Annotated in this window: 20 protein-coding genes, 13 tRNA genes and 4 rRNA genes; 2 read left to right on the forward strand and 35 right to left on the reverse strand. The window is 46.8% G+C overall.

The window, feature by feature from the left end; translation table 11 throughout:
• Positions 1-467: 467 nt before the first annotated feature.
• The 19 genes from AC3ITG_RS28095 to AC3ITG_RS28185 all read right to left on the reverse strand — a co-directional run bounded on the left by AC3ITG_RS28095 (position 468) and on the right by AC3ITG_RS28185 (position 8,499).
• Positions 468-538: transfer RNA gene (locus tag AC3ITG_RS28095), tRNA-Gly, on the reverse strand.
• A gap of 9 nt (positions 539-547) precedes the next feature.
• A tRNA-Pro gene (locus tag AC3ITG_RS28100) sits at positions 548-621 on the reverse strand.
• A gap of 16 nt (positions 622-637) precedes the next feature.
• Positions 638-714 (reverse strand) — tRNA-Arg (locus tag AC3ITG_RS28105).
• A 7-nt stretch (positions 715-721) separates the two neighbouring features.
• Positions 722-796 (reverse strand) — tRNA-Gly (locus tag AC3ITG_RS28110).
• 8 nt (positions 797-804) lie between these two features.
• Positions 805-886: transfer RNA gene (locus AC3ITG_RS28115), tRNA-Leu, on the reverse strand.
• 6 nt (positions 887-892) lie between these two features.
• Positions 893-968, reverse strand: a tRNA-Lys gene (locus AC3ITG_RS28120).
• 16 nt (positions 969-984) lie between these two features.
• Positions 985-1,059: transfer RNA gene (locus AC3ITG_RS28125), tRNA-Gln, on the reverse strand.
• A gap of 10 nt (positions 1,060-1,069) precedes the next feature.
• Positions 1,070-1,145 (reverse strand) — tRNA-Val (locus AC3ITG_RS28130).
• A 123-nt stretch (positions 1,146-1,268) separates the two neighbouring features.
• Positions 1,269-1,340 (reverse strand) — tRNA-Glu (locus AC3ITG_RS28135).
• 10 nt (positions 1,341-1,350) lie between these two features.
• Positions 1,351-1,423: transfer RNA gene (locus AC3ITG_RS28140), tRNA-Thr, on the reverse strand.
• A gap of 3 nt (positions 1,424-1,426) precedes the next feature.
• Positions 1,427-1,502 (reverse strand) — tRNA-Asn (locus AC3ITG_RS28145).
• Positions 1,503-1,586: 84 nt separating this feature from the next.
• Positions 1,587-1,703 (reverse strand): 5S ribosomal RNA (rrf, locus tag AC3ITG_RS28150).
• 79 nt (positions 1,704-1,782) lie between these two features.
• Positions 1,783-4,708, reverse strand: a 23S ribosomal RNA gene (locus tag AC3ITG_RS28155).
• A gap of 249 nt (positions 4,709-4,957) precedes the next feature.
• Positions 4,958-5,033 (reverse strand) — tRNA-Ala (locus AC3ITG_RS28160).
• A 22-nt stretch (positions 5,034-5,055) separates the two neighbouring features.
• Positions 5,056-5,132, reverse strand: a tRNA-Ile gene (locus AC3ITG_RS28165).
• A 37-nt stretch (positions 5,133-5,169) separates the two neighbouring features.
• Positions 5,170-5,286, reverse strand: a 5S ribosomal RNA gene (rrf, locus tag AC3ITG_RS28170).
• 100 nt (positions 5,287-5,386) lie between these two features.
• A 16S ribosomal RNA gene (locus AC3ITG_RS28175) occupies positions 5,387-6,938 on the reverse strand.
• Together the 16S, 23S and 5S rRNA genes with 13 tRNA genes alongside form the textbook arrangement of a ribosomal RNA operon.
• 501 nt (positions 6,939-7,439) lie before the next feature.
• The gene (locus tag AC3ITG_RS28180; protein WP_017692114.1) at positions 7,440-7,670 is read right to left on the reverse strand and encodes a hypothetical protein; all 231 of its coding nucleotides are present in this window, start codon (positions 7,668-7,670) and stop codon (positions 7,440-7,442) included.
• Between the two features lie 211 nt (positions 7,671-7,881).
• Positions 7,882-8,499: a stage II sporulation protein M gene (locus tag AC3ITG_RS28185; RefSeq protein ID WP_489251984.1), complete on the reverse strand. Its 618-nt coding sequence runs from the start codon at positions 8,497-8,499 to the stop codon at positions 7,882-7,884.
• Between the two features lie 121 nt (positions 8,500-8,620).
• On the opposite strand from AC3ITG_RS28185, the gene pdaB reads away from it, so the two are divergent.
• The gene (gene pdaB, locus AC3ITG_RS28190) at positions 8,621-9,397 is read left to right on the forward strand and encodes a polysaccharide deacetylase family sporulation protein PdaB (protein WP_489251985.1); all 777 of its coding nucleotides are present in this window, start codon (positions 8,621-8,623) and stop codon (positions 9,395-9,397) included.
• A 137-nt stretch (positions 9,398-9,534) separates the two neighbouring features.
• Here pdaB and AC3ITG_RS28195 read toward each other — a convergent pair whose 3' ends face one another.
• Positions 9,535-10,167 carry a KinB-signaling pathway activation protein gene (locus AC3ITG_RS28195; protein WP_489251986.1) on the reverse strand — a complete coding sequence of 211 codons (633 nt, stop codon included), beginning with the start codon at positions 10,165-10,167 and terminating at the stop codon, positions 9,535-9,537.
• Between the two features lie 125 nt (positions 10,168-10,292).
• Here AC3ITG_RS28195 and gerD point away from each other — a divergent pair, with 125 nt between their 5' ends.
• Positions 10,293-11,054 carry a spore germination lipoprotein GerD gene (gerD, locus tag AC3ITG_RS28200; RefSeq protein WP_413373778.1) on the forward strand — a complete coding sequence of 254 codons (762 nt, stop codon included), beginning with the start codon at positions 10,293-10,295 and terminating at the stop codon, positions 11,052-11,054.
• Positions 11,055-11,152: 98 nt separating this feature from the next.
• Here gerD and AC3ITG_RS28205 read toward each other — a convergent pair whose 3' ends face one another.
• From AC3ITG_RS28205 to map, 15 genes are all read right to left on the reverse strand, one after another.
• Positions 11,153-12,253, reverse strand: a complete 1,101-nt coding sequence (locus AC3ITG_RS28205) for an Mrp/NBP35 family ATP-binding protein (protein WP_489251987.1) — start codon at positions 12,251-12,253, stop codon at positions 11,153-11,155.
• A gap of 79 nt (positions 12,254-12,332) precedes the next feature.
• Positions 12,333-13,088, reverse strand: coding sequence for an N-acetylmuramoyl-L-alanine amidase CwlD (gene cwlD / locus AC3ITG_RS28210; RefSeq protein WP_091001954.1), 756 nt, complete (start codon positions 13,086-13,088; stop codon positions 12,333-12,335).
• 68 nt (positions 13,089-13,156) lie between these two features.
• Complete coding sequence (gene sat / locus AC3ITG_RS28215) at positions 13,157-14,326, reverse strand: sulfate adenylyltransferase (protein ID WP_489251988.1); 1,170 nt, start codon at positions 14,324-14,326, stop codon at positions 13,157-13,159.
• Between the two features lie 91 nt (positions 14,327-14,417).
• Positions 14,418-15,110: a phosphoadenylyl-sulfate reductase gene (locus tag AC3ITG_RS28220; protein WP_413373783.1), complete on the reverse strand. Its 693-nt coding sequence runs from the start codon at positions 15,108-15,110 to the stop codon at positions 14,418-14,420.
• A gap of 670 nt (positions 15,111-15,780) precedes the next feature.
• Entirely contained in the window at positions 15,781-16,173 is a 393-nt protein-coding gene (gene rpsI, locus AC3ITG_RS28225; protein ID WP_024633563.1) for a 30S ribosomal protein S9, read from the reverse strand.
• Between the two features lie 19 nt (positions 16,174-16,192).
• Complete coding sequence (gene rplM / locus AC3ITG_RS28230; RefSeq protein WP_024633564.1) at positions 16,193-16,630, reverse strand: 50S ribosomal protein L13; 438 nt, start codon at positions 16,628-16,630, stop codon at positions 16,193-16,195.
• A gap of 205 nt (positions 16,631-16,835) precedes the next feature.
• Positions 16,836-17,609 carry a tRNA pseudouridine(38-40) synthase TruA gene (truA, locus tag AC3ITG_RS28235; RefSeq protein WP_489251989.1) on the reverse strand — a complete coding sequence of 258 codons (774 nt, stop codon included), beginning with the start codon at positions 17,607-17,609 and terminating at the stop codon, positions 16,836-16,838.
• Positions 17,610-17,768: 159 nt separating this feature from the next.
• Entirely contained in the window at positions 17,769-18,134 is a 366-nt protein-coding gene (rplQ, locus tag AC3ITG_RS28240) for a 50S ribosomal protein L17 (RefSeq protein ID WP_017692102.1), read from the reverse strand.
• A gap of 34 nt (positions 18,135-18,168) precedes the next feature.
• Positions 18,169-19,113, reverse strand: coding sequence for a DNA-directed RNA polymerase subunit alpha (locus AC3ITG_RS28245; RefSeq protein WP_017692101.1), 945 nt, complete (start codon positions 19,111-19,113; stop codon positions 18,169-18,171).
• A 136-nt stretch (positions 19,114-19,249) separates the two neighbouring features.
• The gene (gene rpsK / locus AC3ITG_RS28250) at positions 19,250-19,645 is read right to left on the reverse strand and encodes a 30S ribosomal protein S11 (RefSeq protein ID WP_017692100.1); all 396 of its coding nucleotides are present in this window, start codon (positions 19,643-19,645) and stop codon (positions 19,250-19,252) included.
• A 19-nt stretch (positions 19,646-19,664) separates the two neighbouring features.
• Entirely contained in the window at positions 19,665-20,033 is a 369-nt protein-coding gene (gene rpsM / locus AC3ITG_RS28255) for a 30S ribosomal protein S13 (RefSeq protein WP_053779200.1), read from the reverse strand.
• 20 nt (positions 20,034-20,053) lie between these two features.
• On the reverse strand, positions 20,054-20,167 hold the full coding sequence (gene rpmJ, locus AC3ITG_RS28260; RefSeq protein ID WP_003333770.1) for a 50S ribosomal protein L36: 114 nt from the start codon (positions 20,165-20,167) through the stop codon (positions 20,054-20,056).
• Between the two features lie 152 nt (positions 20,168-20,319).
• Positions 20,320-20,535: a translation initiation factor IF-1 gene (gene infA / locus AC3ITG_RS28265; protein ID WP_017692098.1), complete on the reverse strand. Its 216-nt coding sequence runs from the start codon at positions 20,533-20,535 to the stop codon at positions 20,320-20,322.
• Positions 20,536-20,538: 3 nt separating this feature from the next.
• Positions 20,539-20,847 carry a hypothetical protein gene (locus tag AC3ITG_RS28270; RefSeq protein ID WP_413373788.1) on the reverse strand — a complete coding sequence of 103 codons (309 nt, stop codon included), beginning with the start codon at positions 20,845-20,847 and terminating at the stop codon, positions 20,539-20,541.
• 10 nt (positions 20,848-20,857) lie between these two features.
• Positions 20,858-21,610, reverse strand: coding sequence for a type I methionyl aminopeptidase (gene map, locus AC3ITG_RS28275; RefSeq protein WP_053779202.1), 753 nt, complete (start codon positions 21,608-21,610; stop codon positions 20,858-20,860).
• Position 21,611: the final 1 nt, after the last annotated feature.

Raw genomic sequence — 21,611 nt, forward strand, 5'->3', positions numbered from 1 at the left:
GGATTTACCCTGATTTACAGCACAAAAACACGCTTTATTATTCATTTTCTTGTTCTGCTTCGATTAATGGTCAAATGCTGTCGCATGATACCTTTTTCACGTACTTTTCATTACTCGAATAACTCATACCTATTCTTAATTTTTCATAAATATACAGTTAGACTGGGAATGTTCATTGCACCTGAATGAATTCGTATCTGCTCTATTTCCATTGTTACAAACCAGACGAAACATAAAGAAACATGACCGGCAAAGCAAGCTTTTGTATACTTTATCACAGTGATGCAATAAATTAAAGAGTGTATTTATAATTTTTTGCTTCTTTTAGCAGAAATGAATGAAGAGAGTTGAGGTATTCTTTCACTTATCAAACGAATAGAGGGGAGATTGGTATTTTAATGAAGTGTTTTTCCTACAAATAAAAAGAAAAGTCTCTGTATATACAGAGACTTTTCAATGAATCATGAAGCGGGTGATGGGAATCGAACCCACGCTATTAGCTTGGAAGGCTAAAGTTCTACCATTGAACTACACCCGCATATAAAAATCGGGATGACACGATTTGAACATGCGACCCCCTGGTCCCAAACCAGGTGCTCTACCAAGCTGAGCTACATCCCGATACTTATGAAAATAATGGCGCGCCCTGAGAGATTCGAACTCCCGGCCTTTTGATTCGTAGTCAAACGCTCTATCCAGCTGAGCTAAGGGCGCAAAATATTGGAGCGGACGATGGGAATCGAACCCACGACCCTCGCCTTGGCAAGGCGATGCTCTACCGCTGAGCCACGTCCGCAAAACCTATGCGCGTGGAGGGACTTGAACCCCCACGTCGTGAAACGCTAGATCCTAAGTCTAGTGCGTCTGCCAATTCCGCCACACGCGCATGTAATGGTGAGTCATGAAGGGCTCGAACCTTCGACACCCTGATTAAAAGTCAGGTGCTCTACCAACTGAGCTAATGACTCAAACTAAAATTTAAAATGGCTGGGGATATAGGATTTGAACCTATGCATGACGGAGTCAAAGTCCGTTGCCTTACCGCTTGGCTAATCCCCATTAAGTTAAGTGGTGGAGGCTGAGGGGATCGAACCCCCGACCCTCTGCTTGTAAGGCAGATGCTCTCCCAGCTGAGCTAAGCCTCCATCCTATGACCCGTAGGGGATACTCTCACTTCGTTCGAGACTGCGAAGCCATTACTAACGAAGTTTATCCTCCGACGAACCTTTGGGATTCTCATCCCTTTATTAAGCTAATAAATATAGCTATGACCCGTAGGGGATTCGAACCCCTGTTACCTCCGTGAAAGGGAGGTGTCTTAACCCCTTGACCAACGGGCCCCATTTCCAAAGCTCTCAACCGGGATCGAACCGGTGACCTCATCCTTACCATGGATGCACTCTACCTACTGAGCTATGAGAGCAAATGGCTCCCCGAACAGGACTCGAACCTGTGACAACTCGATTAACAGTCGAGTGCTCTACCAACTGAGCTATCAGGGAATAATATGCATTTGCAGTGCAAATGCAATTCATCGTACAACGTCAACATGCAGAGCCTGTTTTCTATGTAAGATGAAAGAGTTCGCTTGGCGGCGTCCTACTCTCCCAGGACCCTGCGGTCCAAGTACCATCGGCGCTAGAGGGCTTAACGGTCGTGTTCGGGATGGGTACGTGTGGAACCCCTCCGCCATCGCCACCAAACGCATAGCTTAGCTTACATTCAGAGATCATTCTCTGAAAACTAGATCCGAAACGAAATGTGCGACTTACAACTTGCATATTGGATAAGCCCTCGACCGATTAGTACTGGTCAGCTCCATGCATTGCTGCACTTCCACCCCCAGCCTATCTACCTCGTCGTCTTCAAGGGGTCTTACATACTGGGAAATCTCATCTTGAGGGGGGCTTCACGCTTAGATGCTTTCAGCGCTTATCCCTTCCGTACATAGCTACCCAGCGGTGCTCCTGGCGGAACAACTGGTACACCAGCGGTACGTCCATCCCGGTCCTCTCGTACTAAGGACAGCTCCTCTCAAATTTCCTACGCCCACGACAGATAGGGACCGAACTGTCTCACGACGTTCTGAACCCAGCTCGCGTACCGCTTTAATGGGCGAACAGCCCAACCCTTGGGACCTACTTCAGCCCCAGGATGCGATGAGCCGACATCGAGGTGCCAAACCTCCCCGTCGATGTGGACTCTTGGGGGAGATAAGCCTGTTATCCCCAGGGTAGCTTTTATCCGTTGAGCGATGGCCCTTCCATGCGGTACCACCGGATCACTAAGCCCGACTTTCGTCCCTGCTCGACTTGTAGGTCTCGCAGTCAAGCTCCCTTATGCCTTTGCACTCTTCGAATGATTTCCAACCATTCTGAGGGAACCTTTGGGCGCCTCCGTTACTCTTTAGGAGGCGACCGCCCCAGTCAAACTGCCCACCTGACACTGTCCCCGCACCGGATTACGGTACCAGGTTAGAACCTAGATACGATCAGGGTGGTATCCCAACGGTGCCTCCACAGAAGCTTGCGCTCCTGCTTCAAAGGCTCCCACCTATCCTGTACAGATCGTACCCAAATTCAATATCAAGCTGCAGTAAAGCTCCATGGGGTCTTTCCGTCTTGTCGCGGGTAACCTGCATCTTCACAGGTATTAAAATTTCACCGGATCTCTCGTTGAGACAGCGCCCAAGTCGTTACGCCATTCGTGCGGGTCAGAATTTACCTGACAAGGAATTTCGCTACCTTAGGACCGTTATAGTTACGGCCGCCGTTTACTGGGGCTTCGGTTCACAGCTTCGGATTGCTCCTAACCGCTCCCCTTAACCTTCCAGCACCGGGCAGGCGTCAGCCCGTATACTTCGCCTTACGGCTTCGCACAGACCTGTGTTTTTGCTAAACAGTCGCTTGGGCCTTTTCACTGCGGCCCCCTCGTGCTATTCACACTACCGGGGCACCCCTTCTCCCGAAGTTACGGGGTCATTTTGCCGAGTTCCTTAACGAGAGTTCTTCCGCGCGCCTTAGAATTCTCTTCTCGCCTACCTGTGTCGGTTTGCGGTACGGGCACCATCACCTGGCTAGAGGCTTTTCTTGGCAGTGTGAGATCATGACCTTCGCTACTATAATTTTCGCTCCCCATCACAGTCCAGCCTTACGATGTGCGGATTTGCCTACACATCAGCCTCACTGCTTAGACGGACATCCATCAGTCCGCGTCACTACCCTGCTGCGTCCCCCCATTGCTCATAACGGCTTACGGTGGTACAGGAATTTCGACCTGTTGTCCTTCGACTACGCCTTTCGGCCTCGCCTTAGGTCCCGACTTACCCTGAGCGGACGAGCCTTCCTCAGGAACCCTTAGGCTTTCGGCGGATCAGATTCTCACTGATCTTTTCGTTACTCATACCGGCATTCTCACTTGTATAATGTCCAGCGCTCCTTACGGTACACCTTCAACCCTTATACAACGCTCCCCTACCCCTGATGCAAAGCATCAAGCCATAGCTTCGGTGGTGTGTTTAGCCCCGTTACATTTTCGGCGCAGAGTCACTCGACCAGTGAGCTATTACGCACTCTTTCAATGGTGGCTGCTTCTAAGCCAACATCCTGGTTGTCTGTGCAACTCCACATCCTTTCCCACTTAACACACACTTGGGGACCTTAGCTGATGGTCTGGGCTGTTTCCCTTTTGACAATGGATCTTAGCACTCACTGTCTGACTCCCGGAAGTAAGTCTATGGCATTCGGAGTTTGACTGAGCTTGGTAACCCTTGCGGGCCCCGCACCCAATCAGTGCTCTACCTCCACGACTCTGTTTTCCGAGGCTAGCCCTAAAGCTATTTCGGGGAGAACCAGCTATCTCCGAGTTCGATTGGAATTTCTCCGCTACCCCCACCTCATCCCCGCATTTTTCAACATGCGTGGGTTCGGGCCTCCAGTGCGTGTTACCGCACCTTCACCCTGGACAGGGGTAGATCACCCGGTTTCGGGTCTACGTCCACGTACTAAGTCGCCCTATTCAGACTCGCTTTCGCTGCGGCTCCGGCTCTTCACCTTAACCTTGCACGGGAACGTAACTCGCCGGTTCATTCTACAAAAGGCACGCCATCACCCCTAAAACGGGCTCTGACTTTTTGTAAGCACACGGTTTCAGGTTCTATTTCACTCCCCTTCCGGGGTGCTTTTCACCTTTCCCTCACGGTACTGCTTCACTATCGGTCGCTAGGAAGTATTTAGCCTTGGCAGATGGTCCTGCCGGATTCATACGGGGTTTCACGTGCCCCGCACTACTCGGGATACATCTCGGAGAGAACAGACTTTCAATTACAGGGCTTTTACCTTCTTTGGCGGGCCTTTCCAGACCTCTTCGCTTAACCGGTTCCTTTGTAACTCCATGTGAGACGTCCCACAACCCCAAAGAGCAAGCTCTCTGGTTTGGGCTTCTCCGCGTTCGCTCGCCGCTACTGACGGAATCACTATTGTTTTCTCTTCCTCAAGGTACTTAGATGTTTCAGTTCCCTTGGTATGCCTCTACATAACCTATGTATTCAGTTATGAGTAACTGGAAATTACCCCAGCTGGGTTTCCCCATTCGGACACCCCCGGATCAAAGCTTGCTTACAGCTCCCCGAGGCAGTTTCGTTGTTCGCCACGTCCTTCATCGGCTCCTAGCGCCTAGGCATCCTCCGTGTGCTCTTAGTAGCTTAACCATATTTGCTCCGGTTTCGACTGCTCGCTTCCCTTGTTTTGCTTGCGCAAAGCCAAAAGTCACTCCCATTCGATACCATCGCAATGCAGTTTTCACTATTTATTGAAACTTGTTTAACACAAGTTCAGCTAGGATGATTGTTGTTTCGGTTACTTGAACCGAACAAGCATTCATCCCTAAAAGGAATGTTCTAAATCGCAATTTTCGTTTCGATATCTAGTTTTCAAAGAACAAGCTTGTAAAATCTTGTTGGTGGAGCCAAGCGGGATCGAACCGCTGACCTCCTGCTTGCAAGGCAGGCGCTCTCCCAGCTGAGCTATGGCCCCATATTAGATTATAAGGTATACATGGTGGGCCCTGGTGGACTCGAACCACCGGCCTCACCCTTATCAGAGGTGCGCTCTAACCAACTGAGCTAAGGGCCCACATTATATATTATATTGAAACCCGTAATGGGTTTACGCTTGGCGGCGTTCTACTCTCCCAGGACCCTGCGGTCCAAGTACCATCGACGCTGAAGGGCTTAACGGTCGTGTTCGGGATGGGAACGTGTGGAACCCCTTCGCTATCGCCACCAAACGTTTGAGAGTTTGAGCTCTCAAAACTGAGCAACGAGTGAGTCGTTTTGCAGCTAAGCTGCGTATTTGAATGTTTCCACTCGGGAAACGATTCTCCATAGAAAGGAGGTGATCCAGCCGCACCTTCCGATACGGCTACCTTGTTACGACTTCACCCCAATCATCTATCCCACCTTCGGCGGCTGGCTCCTTGCGGTTACCCCACCGACTTCGGGTGTTATAAACTCTCGTGGTGTGACGGGCGGTGTGTACAAGACCCGGGAACGTATTCACCGCGGCATGCTGATCCGCGATTACTAGCAATTCCGACTTCATGCAGGCGAGTTGCAGCCTGCAATCCGAACTGAGACCGGCTTTTTAGGATTCGTTCCACCTCGCGGCTTCACAGCCCGTTGTACCGGCCATTGTAGTACGTGTGTAGCCCAGGTCATAAGGGGCATGATGATTTGACGTCATCCCCACCTTCCTCCGGTTTGTCACCGGCAGTCACCTTAGAGTGCCCACCCGAAGTGCTGGCAACTAAGATCAAGGGTTGCGCTCGTTGCGGGACTTAACCCAACATCTCACGACACGAGCTGACGACAACCATGCACCACCTGTCTCCTCTGTCCCGAAGGAAAGATACATCTCTGTACCGATCAGAGGGATGTCAAGACCTGGTAAGGTTCTTCGCGTTGCTTCGAATTAAACCACATACTCCACTGCTTGTGCGGGTCCCCGTCAATTCCTTTGAGTTTCAGTCTTGCGACCGTACTCCCCAGGCGGAGTGCTTAATGTGTTAACTTCGGCACCAAGGGTATCGAAACCCCTAACACCTAGCACTCATCGTTTACGGCGTGGACTACCAGGGTATCTAATCCTGTTTGCTCCCCACGCTTTCGCGCCTCAGCGTCAGTTACAGCCCAGAGAGTCGCCTTCGCCACTGGTGTTCCTCCACATATCTACGCATTTCACCGCTACACGTGGAATTCCACTCTCCTCTTCTGCACTCAAGTCACCCAGTTTCCAGTGCGATCCGGGGTTGAGCCCCGGGATTAAACACCAGACTTAAATGACCGCCTGCGCGCGCTTTACGCCCAATAATTCCGGACAACGCTTGCCCCCTACGTATTACCGCGGCTGCTGGCACGTAGTTAGCCGGGGCTTTCTTCTCAGGTACCGTCACCTTGAGAGCAGTTACTCTCCCAAGCGTTCTTCCCTGGCAACAGAGCTTTACGATCCGAAAACCTTCATCACTCACGCGGCATTGCTCCGTCAGGCTTTCGCCCATTGCGGAAGATTCCCTACTGCTGCCTCCCGTAGGAGTCTGGGCCGTGTCTCAGTCCCAGTGTGGCCGATCACCCTCTCAGGTCGGCTACGCATCGTCGCCTTGGTGAGCCGTTACCCCACCAACTAGCTAATGCGCCGCAGGCCCATCCCCAAGTGACAGATTGCTCCGTCTTTCCAGTTCTCTTCAGGAGAAGAAAACAACTATTCGGTATTAGCTACCGTTTCCGGTAGTTGTCCCAAACTTGAGGGCAGGTTGCCTACGTGTTACTCACCCGTCCGCCGCTAACTATCAGAGAAGCAAGCTTCTCATCAAGTCCGCTCGACTTGCATGTATTAGGCATGCCGCCAGCGTTCGTCCTGAGCCAGGATCAAACTCTCCAATAAAGTATTGAAAAGAGCGATAAGCTCATTTTGAAACTGACGAGATTAAAAATCTCTTTTATTTGCTTTGAAATCATACAGTCCGAAGACTTGTACCGATTTCTCAGCGTCGATCTCGCAAGCAAGATCATTACTCACTCGTTGTTCAGTTTTCAAAGATCAAACATTCAATTTGTTCCGATTTTTCTTGTCACCGTATTTTCAGCGGCGACTTTTATAATATATCATGTTTAAGTTTACTTTGCAAGCACTTTTTTTCGATTTATTTTCAATCGCTTTATTCCAGCGCTTGTTTCGGTTAACTTTTCCTTAAAAAAGGAACGAAAATTAATTTATCATATTGAACAAAAAAGGTCAACCCTTTTTCGACAAATTGTTTCATATCCCTTTTCAAAGCTGTCTATTCTACCTATTCCTGATTCATGGTGTCTGAGGTACAGCGCTGGCTTTACGGGCCGCACCTCTCTTATATTGGTAATCTTCAGTATCCCACCGACCACATCATTATGGCTTGGATTTTTTTAATTTACCGCCTCTAGCATATTTGGATAGCTCTTTGGGTGGCGCAAAGCGTGCATACATACGGAATACAGTCTTGTAGCGACTCGCTATGGCGTATTTAATTTCTTGATCGAGACGGTTGTCACTTAAGTCGAACAACATTTCATCGAGCTCTTTGCGCAATACATAATCCAGTTCCTTGCATTCCTTCTCGTTAAACAGCATACCCAGCATTAGAGTTCTCCTTTTTCTGCATATGGATAATGGCGTGCCCAGTGTATGTCATATTCGAGCCCCTTTAATTCAGGCTATATATCGGACAGCGCCGGTTATAGTAGCAAACCTTAGGATCATCTTTGTTGTGTCCTTTTGTGGTTGCTACTGAAACCCGTTTTATTGTTATGGTCAACTTTCTGAAAATTTATGAATGTCATCCCATACAAATTTATCCACGCACCAAGCTGTAGGTAAGTGTACTTTCGATAATGGCTGCAACAAAAAGCAAAATAACAATCCAAAAGGATGCAGTTACCGTTGTGCGCATAAACACACCCCACTGGCTACCAATTGTGTTTCGTTTCTCCCCGCCAAATTGACCAAGACTTTTGAGAACCAATCCACCAAACCTTAGACCGAATGCGCATGCGATAATAATTACCGGAATTTCAATAATGCCATGTGGAAGAAGCCCTTTTACAACAATATCAAAGAAGCTGGCCCCATAATTCATTGTGGTGTGTACCAGAAAACCGATAACCATTCCATTGATCAACAGGAAAACGACAGGCAGAATGCCAAAAAAGATACCGGCATAGATTACAAGTACACTTTTGATCGCATTATTGAAAAAGATAAAGAGGAAGAAGTTCCATTGTACATTGCTCCCCTGCTCCAGCCGCTCACTAACCTCCTTTAGTCCCCCAATTTGATTCAATAATATATCCTCAAGTGGCCCCGTACTCACCCATCCCGTGCCTATGCCAACAACAAACAATACGATCGACCAAATTAATGCACCACGAATGGAACCTAAAGCTCTAAGAAATGTACTGAATTTTAACATAATATCCTCCTGTGAAACCAAGATGTTGGACAAACAAACGTCTGATACGAATAACTACGAGGTACGAGCATACATTGGAGAGTAAACAAGCATTTCTTATGGGAGAGGGGCGCTTATTGAAATGAACTCGTTCTATGTATTTAGCGGCAAAAAGATCAAACGTTTCCTGATTGTGCTGGTTGCTGCCGTCTTTGCTATCGGGATTATTTATCTGGAGAGCGGCAATATTTCTGTATTCTCGGAGGATGCACCATCCGCCGTATACAGCGTTCCAACCGAGAAGAAGGTTATTGCACTCACCTTTGACATTAGCTGGGGAGATAAAAGGACAGAGCCTATTCTGAAGGTCCTCCAAGAAAATAAAGTTCAGAAGGCCACTTTCTTCTTGTCCTCCCCCTGGAGTAAGACACACCCCGAGATTGTAACAGCCATTAAAGACGCAGGATACGAAATTGGCAGTCATGGTCACAAACATGATAATTACAGCAGTCTGACTGAAGAGGAGATCCGTAAAGAAATTTCGACAGCTCATAGCATTTTAACCGATCTAACGGGAAAAGAACCGAAATTGCTACGTCTGCCTAATGGCGACTTTGACAAACGTGTTCTCCAGGTTGCCAGCAGTCTAAATTATCAAGTTGTTCAATGGGACACTGATTCTCAGGATTGGAAGAACCCTGGTGTACAGACCATTGTTGATCGTGTAGTCAGCAAGGCACATCCGGGTGACATCGTGCTGCTGCACGCCAGTGATTCCTCGAAACAAACGCATGAAGCATTACCCGCCATAATCGACAAGTTAAAAAATCAAGGGTATGAGTTCGTGACGGTTTCTGAGCTGCTTAACCATTCAAGTGTCAAAGGTAGGGAAGTTCGCGACCAAGCCAGTGTACAGTAAACGTTAATAAATCAGTATTGCTGGCAAACTGTATTGTAACTTGGGAGCGTTCCCTTGTAAAAAGGCGCTGAAGCGCCATAAATGAAAAGAGCTAACCAGGTTAGCTCTTTTTGGCGTTTTTTTTTGTAAGATAATCGCTACGCATGACTTTCTTGTACCTGCTCTGTCTTTCCACTCACCCGTTGCTCCATGGACCCATCTACCAGCCTGTGCAATATCATCATTTGGTATGCATTACAGATTAACAGTGGAACCACAATAAAGATGGTAGCCGCATTCACATCAATTCGCAACACACCGATCGTCTCCACCACGGTAACAGCCACCATAAAAAAGAGTGTAGGCACTAGCGCCGAAATATGTGTCTGTTTCACCTTTACGTAAGCGGTAACAATTCCAGCTGCCAAAATAATGATTCCAAGCACAATATCGGATAGCCGTTCTCGTTCCCCACCAACAAACAAACGTAAAAACATGACATCAAGCAACGCCAAAACGGTTAGAACAATCTGTACAATTTGCCAACTGCGTTTCGAAAATACACCTTTGCCCATATAGTTCAATATCAAGTATGCGAAAAAACCCATTTGCGAATACACGCTAATCATAATACCGGAACCAAACAAGATCAGGAGATAAATTAAAAAATCGGTCATTCCATTCGTTTTTTCTCCATTAACCAACATCATAATTAGACCCGTTACTAATGATCCTGCAGCCCCAATAAGCAAAGCTGACCAAAATAGGAAAAACCATTTACGTAAATTCAAATGTTTTCCACCCCCGAGAGTTTATTTTACCAACCTTCACAGCAAAAAACCATCATCATTCAACATATTTAGCGGTTTACCATCACATACTACATCCAGTATCTAATCAAGGAGGGGTTGTGCACATGAAACGGCCTTTGTGGCAGTTATGCTGTGTCGTACTTGGACTATCCGTCATGCTCGCCGGCTGTGGCTCAGATCAGAATTATTCACCTCCTCAGGGCGGTTATAAAGAGATGAAAACGATGGTCGTGGATATTCTCAAAAGTGACGAAGGCAAAAAGGCGGTCGAGGAAGCTCTCACCGGACAAAGTTCTTCTGGTGGTGGTGAAGGTGGTGCTTCTGGCCAAAGTGGAGCTTCAGGCGGTGGATCTGGCACGGTGGGTATGAAAATGTTAATGCCTATGCAATCTTCAGAACAAATACGTATAGCTGTAAAAGATACCATTACGGCTCCTGAATACCAGAAGGAATTCGAGAAAATTATGACGGATCCACAGTTTGCAGGTGAATTCGCCAAAGTGATCAACTCCCAAAGCAAACAACTGCATATGCAGTTAATCAAAGATCCTACGTATCAAAAGTCCATTGGAGATGTCATGAAGTCTCCGGAAGTATCCAAGATGTTCATGGATATGACCAAAACACCAGAATATCGTAAACAAACGATGACCGTTATGCAGGAAGTCATGCAAAATCCTTTGTTCCGGATGGAAGTGCTGACTTTGCTTAAAAAGGTAGTCCAGGATGAGTTGCAACCTAAAACAGAACAAGGTGGCAAACAGGACGGACAAAGCAAAGACGACAATGGAAATGGCGGAAGCGGCAGCAATGACGGTAGTAGTGATGGCAACAGTAGCGGCGATGGCAGTAATGGAGGATCGTAAGTCGATAATACTTTAAAGTTAAAAGTTATCACATGTTGAAAAAAAAGCCCGCATCCATGGATGTGGGCCTTTTTTTATATTTTACGTCATTAGAAAAATTAAAACTTGGCATCAACAGACTGGGCAACCTCGTCGTAGATCGCACCGATGCTTGAATCTGCTTTATACACGGATGGGGAAAAATCCGGCTCCGAAATATGATTATCCGGCGCTCCCAGTGGAATCTGCGCAAGCAGCTCTGTATGAAGACTCTCGGCAAGAGTACCCCCACCGCCCCGGCCAAATACATAATCTTTCTCTCCGCATTTGCTGCATTCATAATAAGCCATGTTCTCAACCACACCAAGCAGCTCATGTTCCGTCTGAATGGCCATGGCACCTGCACGTGCAGCTACAAAAGCAGCGGTTGCATGCGGTGTTGTAACGATGATTTCTTTGCTGTGAGGCAGCATCTGATGTACGTCTAGTGCGACGTCCCCCGTACCCGGAGGCAGATCAAGCAGCATATAATCCAACTCTCCCCAGTTTACATCGGTAAAGAATTGGCGCAACATCCGCCCCAACATAGGTCCACGCCAGATCACCGGGTTATTCTCCCGAATAAAGAATCCCATCGACATGACTTTTACCCCGAAACGCTCAACAGGTTGGATAATTCCGTCCTCAACGACTGGATATTCCTCAATGCCCATCATATCAGGTACACTGAAGCCATATATATCTGCATCAATCAAGCCAACCTTCTTGCCTTGACGTGCCAGAGCCGCAGCCAAGTTAACGGTTACCGTCGATTTGCCGACGCCTCCTTTACCGCTAGCAACAGCAATAAAACGTACGCCGGATTCAGGACTTAACAACTCATGCCCGTCCAGCCCTGCTGCATGGCCTTTGACAAGCACTTCGTCCTCGTCGTCCTCATGATCCGCTTGTCCCATGTTCAGGCTCTCACGCTCATGCTCTGACGCTGCACGCAGACGAATATGTACATCATTCACTCCGTGTTGGGACAACAGGTTGCGCGCGGCATCGCTTAGAGCAGTTGTATCCTCTATGCGGTTCTCCAGCGTCACCATAGTAAGAGCAACATGATTTTCTTTAACCATGACATCACGGACCCACTGCAGTTCAGTCAAACTTACGCCCAATTGCGGTTCCTGCAATGGCTGCAATAGTTCAAGTATCTGTTCTTTTGATAACATCAGACAGCACCTCAGCTTTATCTATTGGCATGTAATTAGGTATGCTGATCCAATTATATCATTACCTTTCTCGTTGTGACTAACTTTTAGGACGTTCTCCTGATGAATAACGGAGAATTCCATTATAGATGGATGCAGCCACTTTGCGCTGATAGGTTTCATCAGCAAGCAGACGCGCCTCTTCCGGGTGAGAAAGGAAACCCACCTCCACAAGTGCCGAGGGAATTTTTAACGCCTGGAGCAAATAAACGGTATTTACCGTTTTCGCGATTCGATCTGTATTTTCCAGATTACGAATCATTTCTTGCTGAAGCAGGTTGGCTAATCCTTCATTATCGGGATGATTGGGTGTATAAAAAACTTGAGCGCCACTCCAGCGGTTCGAAGGAACACTGTTCATATGAATGCTAATAAAGAGATCTGCCTGCTTATCCTCGATTCTTCTTACCCTTTGTTTCAGATCTTCCGTCTTGCGTTTGGAGTACCCTTTGGTATCTGAAGCAGCCAGATCGGTGTCTATTTCTCGAGTCATCACAACCAGGGCCCCTGCTTGCTGCAGATAATCTCGTACATACAGCGCAATGGATAAATTGATATCTTTCTCAATGACTCCCTGCTTACTCACTGCTCCCCCATCTGGTCCACCATGTCCTGCATCAATGGCAATGACTTTACCCGCTAATGGCAGACCCCAGTAACCAGACATTTTGGAGGAGGGCAACTCATAAGTCACCACTGCCACAAACATGGCAAGCAAACATAGGCTTAACATGACCCTCTTCATGGTGCGTAACCTAATCCAGATCACAAAGTGCTTACCCATATTTTTACGCATAAAAAAACCACCTCGTCCCTATAAATGACTCTAATCATCTATATGGGACAAGATGGACAAATATACCGTTAGGAGCGGACTTGCTCGGCCATTCCTTCAATCAGCACCTCAGCTACCTCAGGCCGCGTAAATTCAGGTGGAGGGCATTGGCCATCTCTTAGCAAGCCACGTACTTTCGTGCCAGACAGTGCCATATGGTGTTCTTTATCATGCGGGCAGGTTTTGCTTGATGCCATGTTTCCACATTTGGTGCAGAAAAAACTATGTTCGAAGAACAAAGGCGTGATACCGAGTTCTTCCGGTGTGAAGTTAGTAAAAATCTCCTGCGCTTCATACGTTCCATAGTAATCACCCACACCTGCATGGTCGCGGCCTACAATAAAGTGAGTACAACCATAATTTTTACGTACCATCGCGTGGAAAATGGCCTCTCTTGGGCCCGCATACCGCATAGCCGCCGGGAATACGCCTAGGAACGCACGATCAGCCGGATAATAGTTCTCCAGCAAAACCAAATAACTCTTCATTCGTACATCGGCAGGCACGTCATCAGACTTCGTTTCGCCTACAAGCGGGTTTAAGAACAAGGCGTCCACAATCTCCATTGCGCTCTTCTGAATGTACTCATGGGCACGATGGACCGGATTACGCGTCTGAAATCCGACAACCGTCTTCCAGCCTTTATCCTGGAACGTTTTCCGTGTCTCAGCAGGATCATAATAGAACTGTTCGAACTTGGCCGGTTTGGAACGATTCAGCACTTGAATTGGACCTCCTACATACGTTGCAGGTCGTTCCAGCAGTTTCTTCACACCCGGGTGCTCTGGATCATCCGTCTTGAAGACACGACATGCTTCTTCACCCTGATCTACGTTGTATAAGCTCTTCACTTCCAGCAATCCATAGGTTACCCGGTCATTATCGCCAATAAGTGCCACAGTCTCACCGATCTGGAGTGATGCAGCCTGCTGCTCATCTACAGCTAAGGTAATGGGTATACTCCAGACTGTTCCGTCAGCAAGACGCATACGAGATATAACTGAAAGATAGTCTTCTTCATTCATGAAACCTTGAAGCGGTGAGAATGCACCCACACCAATGAGATCCAAATCCGAAATTGTCCAGCTGTTAATACGTATAGAGGAAAGTTTCTCACTCTCTCGTAATAATTGTTCCCGTTCTTCTCCTTGTACGACACGCTGAATCAGCGTACCTCCATGAGGCAGAATCGAAGTCATCTTGTCAGCTCCCTGTTTCACCATTTTTTATATCATCAAGAATGAATTCAGTGCATGTGCATTAAAAAAACCATCACTTACTCTAACTAAATTATTTATGAAGACCACATTCCGTTTTCTCATTCCCAGACCAGCGTCCCGCACGTGGATCTTCTCCTGGCATAACCTGACGTGTGCAATACTCACAACCGATACTCGGGTAATTCTGATCATGAAGTGGGTTGTACACAACATTATTAGAACGAATATAATCCCATACATCCTCTGAAGTCCAGTGCGCGATCGGGTTAAACTTCATGAGTCCAAACTTGGCATCATATTCGACCTTCTTCGTATTTGCACGCGTCGGTGCTTGATCTCTCCGAATACCGGTAATCCATGCATCGTATTGGGATAGAATACGTGTCAGCGGCTCAACCTTCCGAATATTACAACAAGTATTAGGATCCGACTTCCACAATTGTTCTCCATGTTGAGCCGCCTGCTCCTCCGGAGTAATTTTCGGAGCCACACGTACAAAATCTAGATTGTATTTCTCTTTCATTTTGTCACGAGTTTCGTATGTCTCCTTAAAATGAAAATCAGTATCTAGATAAAATATATCCGTGGATGGGCTGATCTTCTGAAGCATATCTACAAGTACAACATCCTCAGCACCGAAGCTGCATGCAAAAGTGATATTTGGAAACGTCTCAATAGCATAACGAATAATATCCTCTGGACTTGCATTTTCCAACTCTTCAGCTTTCGTCCGTGCAAGTTCTTCTTTCTCCAACAAGTTCATGTCTGAATTTCCCCCATTCTGCATTTCAACAATCACTAAAGCCGACTAATCTAATATGAATTATGTATAGTATAAATCTTTCAGGGGGGATGTCAATGCCTGCCATATGGTAAAAAACATCAGTTTTGTCCCATTTTTTTGTTGTTCATTTTGAATATAATTTGGTGTTAATTATGCATTTAATCGATTTGTGGATAAAAGCATCCATGTGTAGCACCTTCGATTTTTATTTTATCCTCGACTCGTTGTCATTGAAATCCTTTGCCACTGCTGGGTTTATGGTGCCAATTTGATAAAACGAAGTATAGAATAACTCTATAGAATCGAAGGAATATAGAAAAATGAGAAGGATTTAATAATGAGATAAATGCGGGAATCCTATTCTTCAATTGTAAGGGACCTTTATCAAAACCATAAGAAAAACTGATGAAAATTGAGAATGAAAAATGAATGATTACAACCATTATGATGTTCTAACCTGCAAATTGATCTTTGTGCTATAGGAGGGTTGCGTTTACTGGAGTATTAGCTGGAGGAAGAAACTTTAACCGATACAGAGGAACCCGAAGCTACTTTGGTGCATCTTCTAAAGTAAAGAACATTTAATACACCTATTGGTCTGTAAAATACAAAAAAGCCTTTGGCCGAGGCCAAAGGCTTGTAATGCATATTAACGTTTGGAGAACTGAGGTGCGCGACGTGCGGCTTTGAGACCGTATTTTTTACGCTCTTTCATCCGTGGGTCACGAGTCAGGAATCCTGCTTTTTTCAGGGAAGCACGGTATTCCGGATCTGCTTTCAACAGAGCGCGGGAGATACCGTGACGGATAGCGCCGGCTTGACCGGAGATTCCGCCACCATGAGCGATAACAAGAACATCATAGTTGCTGAGTGTTTCTGTCAGGTTCAGTGGTTGTTTTACGATCAGTTTGAGTGTTTCCAAACCGAAGTATTCATTAATATCACGTTTATTGATGACAATGCGTCCTTCACCCGGTACAAGGCGAACACGAGCTACCGAATGTTTACGACGACCTGTCCCATAGTATTGTACTTGTGCCATGAAACTGTCCTCCTTTTAATTAACCGCGAAGTTCATAAACTTCTGGTTTTTGTGCTGCATGTGGATGCTCAGTGCCTCTGTACGCTTTAAGTCTCAACTTCATTTTCTCGCCCATGCGAGTTTTAGGAAGCATACCGCGAACAGCCAATTCCAACATACGTTCCGGTTTGTTTTTAACCATCTCTTCAGCAGTAGTTACTTTCAAACCACCTGGGTGCATCGAGTGACGGTAGTATTTTTTACCTTGCATTTTTTTACCAGTCAATACAATTTTCTCTGCATTGATGATAACAACGAAATCGCCAGTGTCCACATGTGGAGTGAATTGTGGCTTATGTTTGCCGCGGATCAAAGCAGCTGCTTCGCTCGCCAAACGTCCGAGCGTTTTGCCTTCGGCATCAATGATGTGCCATTGGCGCTCAACTTCGTTAGGCTTCGCCATGTACGTGGTACGCATGAAAAGTTCCTCCTTAAAATGTTCAACATCATTATATTCATTTATCTTCATTCATTAAGTGATAACTTTAGGTGTTGATGGATAGTTCTTTCGTTGTGACCCTCTTAATTGGGGCTGTGGGAAAGCCATTAAGAAAACACAACTTTTATATTACATGATAGGAGCTTAAATCGCAAGTGTTAATTAAGCATTTCACTTCGCAAATTTAATCTTTTTTGTATTCAAGGTCCCAGAGCATTAAACCGCAGCTAACCGCAGTAGGTCCTGCAGAAGAACGATTACAAGCAGCAATCATATTCGGTACGTCAGAGGCTTTCCGTTTGCCCTCTCCGACCTCCAGCAGTGTACCTACAATAATACGAACCATATGCTGCAAAAAGCCGTTACCACTCACATAGATGTGAATGACACCCTGATCGCGCGGATGGTCCCTACACATTGAACGGTCCACTTCTATCCATGCTTCGTATACCGAACGTACATGATTTTCTTTCTGAGACTTGCGTGAAGCAAAGGAGGTGAAATCATACGTACCAATAAAATGACGCAACCCCTCCTGCATTGCCGCAATGTCCAGCTTGGCATGGTGATGATATTGCAGCCTCCGGTTAAATACATCCGGGAATTGATTCGCATTGACGGTATACCGATACGTTTTCTTTTTCGCAGCATAGCGAGAATGAAAATCGTTAGGTACTTCAACCACATCAATAACGATAATATCGGATGGTAATCTGGAGTTGAGCGCCATACACCATCGTTCAATCGGGATCTGGGATTCCGTAGGGAAATTGAAGATCTGTCTGCGCGCGTGAACGCCTGCATCCGTTCTGCCTGAACCCGTAATTTTAACCTTCTCACCGGTTAAAGCACGAATGGCATCTTCAAGATGATCCTGAATGGTGTTCCCTCCTGGCTGAACCTGAAAGCCGTAATAGGCAGTGCCATCATAAGTTAACGTCATACACAAGTTGCGCATCAATACCACACCTTTGTTCCATACTATACATGTGCCTATCCCGAACAGCAAAAGAAGCCCCTTTCGGAGCTTCTATTACAGCACGAATTCCGAAATGAAGAGAAAAAAAGGGTTAATCCAGAATCAGTGATTCTGTCCCCTTTCCTCATCTCATCTGTTTTACGCGCGGTCAACCAGTTCCAAGTAAACCATAGGCGCAGCGTCACCACGACGAGGTCCCAGTTTAAGGATACGAGTGTATCCACCTGGACGCTCAGCGTAACGACCGGACAATTCGCTAAACAGTTTTTGGATTGCATCTTGCTCACCATCGATTGTTTCGCGGCGAACATAAGCTGCCACTTGGCGACGGGCATGAAGATCTCCCTTTTTCGCTTTAGTGATCAGTTTTTCAGCAATAGAGCGAACCTCTTTTGCTTTCGCTTCAGTTGTCTGAATGCGTTCGTATAAGAACAGGTCGGTTACCAGGTCACGGAACAAAGCTTTACGTGCGCTGGAATTACGGCCCAACTTTTGGTATGCCATTGTTTTCCCTCCTTCACTTCAAGCACTCGGCTGTCTATTCTTCTGTACGGAGTCCCAAACCAAGTTCCTCAAGCTTCTCTTGAACTTCTTCCAAAGACTTGCGTCCGAGGTTACGGACTTTCATCATGTCTTCTTCCGTTTTCGTAGTCAGCTCTTGTACGGTATTAATACCGGCACGTTTGAGGCAGTTGTAGGAACGAACAGAGAGATCCAGCTCTTCGATCGTCATTTCGAGTACTTTTTCTTTTTTGTCTTCTTCTTTTTCGACCATAATCTCTGCATCTTTCGCTTCGTCTGTAAGACCCACGAAGAGCATCAGATGCTCGGTCAAAATTTTAGCGCCAAGGCTTACAGCCTCTTCAGGACGAATACTTCCGTCAGTCCAAACTTCCAACGTGAGCTTGTCATAGTTGGTTACTTGGCCGACACGCGTATTTTCCACAGCGTAGTTAACGCGACTGATCGGGGTGAAGATGGAATCGACTGGGATGACGCCGATCGGCTGGTCATCGCGTTTATTCCGATCTGCCTGGACGTAGCCGCGACCGCGATTGGCAAAAATACGCATGTGAAGTCTCGAACCTGGTCCGAGCGTAGCAATGTGCAAATCCGGGTTAAGGATTTCCACATCGGAGTCAGCACGGATATCTCCAGCCGTAATTGCTCCTTCGCCTTCAGCATCAATCTCGAGCACTTTCTCCTCATCAGAGTGAATTTTAAGCGACAAAGCTTTCAGGTTAAGAATGACCTCCGTAACATCTTCCATTACGCCAGGAACTGTAGCAAATTCATGCAGAACGCCATCGATTTGAACCGAAGACACTGCCGCACCCGGCAGTGACGAGAGCAAGATTCGGCGAAGCGAGTTTCCAAGCGTCGTACCGTATCCGCGCTCCAGCGGTTCTACTACGAATTTCCCATAGGTGCCATCATCGTTGACGTCTACCGTCTCAATTTTCGGCTTTTCGATTTCAATCACTGCAATACCCCTCCTTCAAAACGTCGGTCCTCTATGAAACATTTACCTTCTCTTGCGAAAACATGTAGTAGTATGCCTAAACAACCATTATTAGCAGATTGTGCCGGAAATATACCACACGCAGGGGCAAATCTCATTAGACACGACGACGTTTTGGAGGACGGCATCCGTTATGCGGGACTGGAGTTACGTCTTTGATCAGGTTAACTTCAAGACCAGCAGCTTGCAAAGAGCGGATCGCTGCTTCACGGCCTGCGCCTGGTCCCTTAACCATAACCTCAACGGCTTTCATCCCATGTTCCATTGCAGCTTTGGCAGCAGTCTCAGCAGCCATTTGTGCAGCAAACGGAGTCGATTTACGGGAACCTCTGAATCCGAGGCCGCCGGAGCTTGCCCACGAAATTGCGTTTCCGTGAGGGTCCGTAATGGTAACGATAGTGTTATTGAACGTGGAGCGGATATGTGCCACGCCAGATTCAATATTTTTACGGTCACGACGTTTAGTACGTACGACTTTTTTCGGTTTAGCCATTTTCTCTTATCCCCCCTTATTATTTCTTCTTGTTCGCTACAGTACGACGAGGACCTTTACGAGTACGAGCATTCGTTTTCGTACGTTGCCCACGAACAGGCAGACCACGACGATGACGAACTCCACGGTAACAACCGATCTCCGTCAAACGTTTAATATTCAAAGAGATTTCACGACGCAGGTCACCTTCTACTTTGACCTCTTTGTCGATACTTTCACGCAATTTGCTGACTTCATCTTCCGTCAAATCACGGACACGAGTGTCCCGATTGATGCCTGTTGTGCTCAGAATTTTCTGGGAAGTCGTTTTACCGATTCCGAAAATATAAGTCAAGGCGATCTCAACGCGCTTATCACGTGGCAAATCCACACCAGCTATACGTGCCATTTTACGCTACACCCCCTTCTTTAACCTTGTTTTTGTTTGTGTTTCGGATTTTCACAGATAACCATAACATTCCCTTTGCGGCGAATGACTTTGCATTTTTCGCAAATCGGCTTGACCGAAGGTCTTACCTTCATGTGAATTACCTCCTCAAAGTTTTGCTGAGCAAAACCCTCTTCGTAAGCATTGACCTTGTTCTACTATTGTAAAACCGGCTTCGAAGCTTTCGCAAGTTTTGCCGGGCAAAACCCGCTTCATAAGCTTCACAGTTCATTGCAACTGTCTACTACTATTTACGGTAAGTTATACGACCTTTTGTCAAATCATAAGGTGATAACTGAACAACCACTTTGTCTCCAGTCAGGATACGGATAAAGTGCATCCGCAACTTGCCGGAAACGTGAGCGAGAATTTGATGACCGTTCTCAAGCTCAACCTTGAACGTTGCATTCGGTAGCGGTTCGAGAACCGTACCTTCCACTTCAATGACATCTTCCTTGGCCATTAGTCAGTCTCCTTTCTCTTCAGCTTGAATGTTGGTGGATTCCAGAAACGAATGAACCGCATAGCGGAGCTTTCCGTTTGTCACCCGACCACTCTCGTTTAAACTGTTTACAACCTCGCCGCTAATCATCGGCTGGAGTTCAAGATGAAGAATGTTCTTCTTCTTGGGTTGATCAAACTTACGTTTGTCCCCATCCGCAATATATACGAACTTACTGTCCGCTATAGCAACAATTACTGCGGCTTGGTCCGCATTGCGGCCTTTACGGATCTTCACAAGTTGACCGAGCTGCGGATTAGACTGATTGTTCATGCCTTATCACCTACGCATTCAGTTTTGTGAAAATTTCCATGCCTTCATGTGTAACTGCTACGGTGTGTTCAAAGTGGGCGCATAACGATCCATCAACAGTGACGACAGTCCAGTTATCTTCCAACGTTTTCACATACCGTCTACCTGCGTTAACCATCGGCTCTATGGCCAGCACCATGCCCGCTTTAAGCCGTGGTCCCCGATCAGGAAGACCATAGTTCGGAATCTGTGGTTCTTCGTGCAGATCCGCTCCTATACCGTGACCGACATATTCACGTACTACCGAGAACCCTTCATCTTCAATATATTTCTGAATCGCATGAGATATTGTAAACAAGCGAACGTCCGGTTTTACCAGCGCCAGACCTGCGTATAACGAAGCCTCGGTAACGTCCAGAAGACGACGGGCTTCTTCGGAAATACGGCCGACTGGATAAGTCCAGGCGGAATCTCCGTGATAACCCTGGTACTGCGCGCCAATGTCAAACGTAACGATATCGCCCTCGTTCAACTTTCGTTTGCCGGGAAATCCATGCACCAACTCTTCATTCACTGAAGCGCACACACTGGCAGGGAAACCGTTATAACCTTTGAAAGACGGCACAGCTCCTTGACTGCGGATGTATTGATCGGCCATATGGTCAAGTTCTCCAGTCGTAATACCGGGAGCGATATGCTCTGCCAAGAGACGATGCGTTTCCGCAACAATTCTCCCTGCTTCCCTCATCAAGCCCAGTTCCGTTTCGGACTTACCAATGATCATT

It is taken from the genome of Paenibacillus sp. GL_099_B (assembly GCF_057835695.1).

Coding starts and splice junctions, on each gene's coding strand:
- AC3ITG_RS28180 (WP_017692114.1), bottom strand. CDS start 7,670: ATGCTGGGTATGCTGTTTAACGAGAAGGAATGCAAGGAACTGGATTAT.
- AC3ITG_RS28185 (WP_489251984.1), bottom strand. CDS start 8,499: ATGTTAAAATTCAGTACATTTCTTAGAGCTTTAGGTTCCATTCGTGGT.
- pdaB (WP_489251985.1), top strand. CDS start 8,621: ATGAACTCGTTCTATGTATTTAGCGGCAAAAAGATCAAACGTTTCCTG.
- gerD (WP_413373778.1), top strand. CDS start 10,293: ATGAAACGGCCTTTGTGGCAGTTATGCTGTGTCGTACTTGGACTATCC.
- AC3ITG_RS28205 (WP_489251987.1), bottom strand. CDS start 12,253: ATGTTATCAAAAGAACAGATACTTGAACTATTGCAGCCATTGCAGGAA.
- cwlD (WP_091001954.1), bottom strand. CDS start 13,088: ATGCGTAAAAATATGGGTAAGCACTTTGTGATCTGGATTAGGTTACGC.
- sat (WP_489251988.1), bottom strand. CDS start 14,326: ATGACTTCGATTCTGCCTCATGGAGGTACGCTGATTCAGCGTGTCGTA.
- AC3ITG_RS28220 (WP_413373783.1), bottom strand. CDS start 15,110: ATGAACTTGTTGGAGAAAGAAGAACTTGCACGGACGAAAGCTGAAGAG.
- rpsI (WP_024633563.1), bottom strand. CDS start 16,173: ATGGCACAAGTACAATACTATGGGACAGGTCGTCGTAAACATTCGGTA.
- rplM (WP_024633564.1), bottom strand. CDS start 16,630: ATGCGTACCACGTACATGGCGAAGCCTAACGAAGTTGAGCGCCAATGG.
- truA (WP_489251989.1), bottom strand. CDS start 17,609: ATGCGCAACTTGTGTATGACGTTAACTTATGATGGCACTGCCTATTAC.
- rplQ (WP_017692102.1), bottom strand. CDS start 18,134: ATGGCATACCAAAAGTTGGGCCGTAATTCCAGCGCACGTAAAGCTTTG.
- rpsK (WP_017692100.1), bottom strand. CDS start 19,645: ATGGCTAAACCGAAAAAAGTCGTACGTACTAAACGTCGTGACCGTAAA.
- rpsM (WP_053779200.1), bottom strand. CDS start 20,033: ATGGCACGTATAGCTGGTGTGGATTTGCCACGTGATAAGCGCGTTGAG.
- rpmJ (WP_003333770.1), bottom strand. CDS start 20,167: ATGAAGGTAAGACCTTCGGTCAAGCCGATTTGCGAAAAATGCAAAGTC.
- infA (WP_017692098.1), bottom strand. CDS start 20,535: ATGGCCAAGGAAGATGTCATTGAAGTGGAAGGTACGGTTCTCGAACCG.
- AC3ITG_RS28270 (WP_413373788.1), bottom strand. CDS start 20,847: ATGAACAATCAGTCTAATCCGCAGCTCGGTCAACTTGTGAAGATCCGT.
- map (WP_053779202.1), bottom strand. CDS start 21,610: ATGATCATTGGTAAGTCCGAAACGGAACTGGGCTTGATGAGGGAAGCA.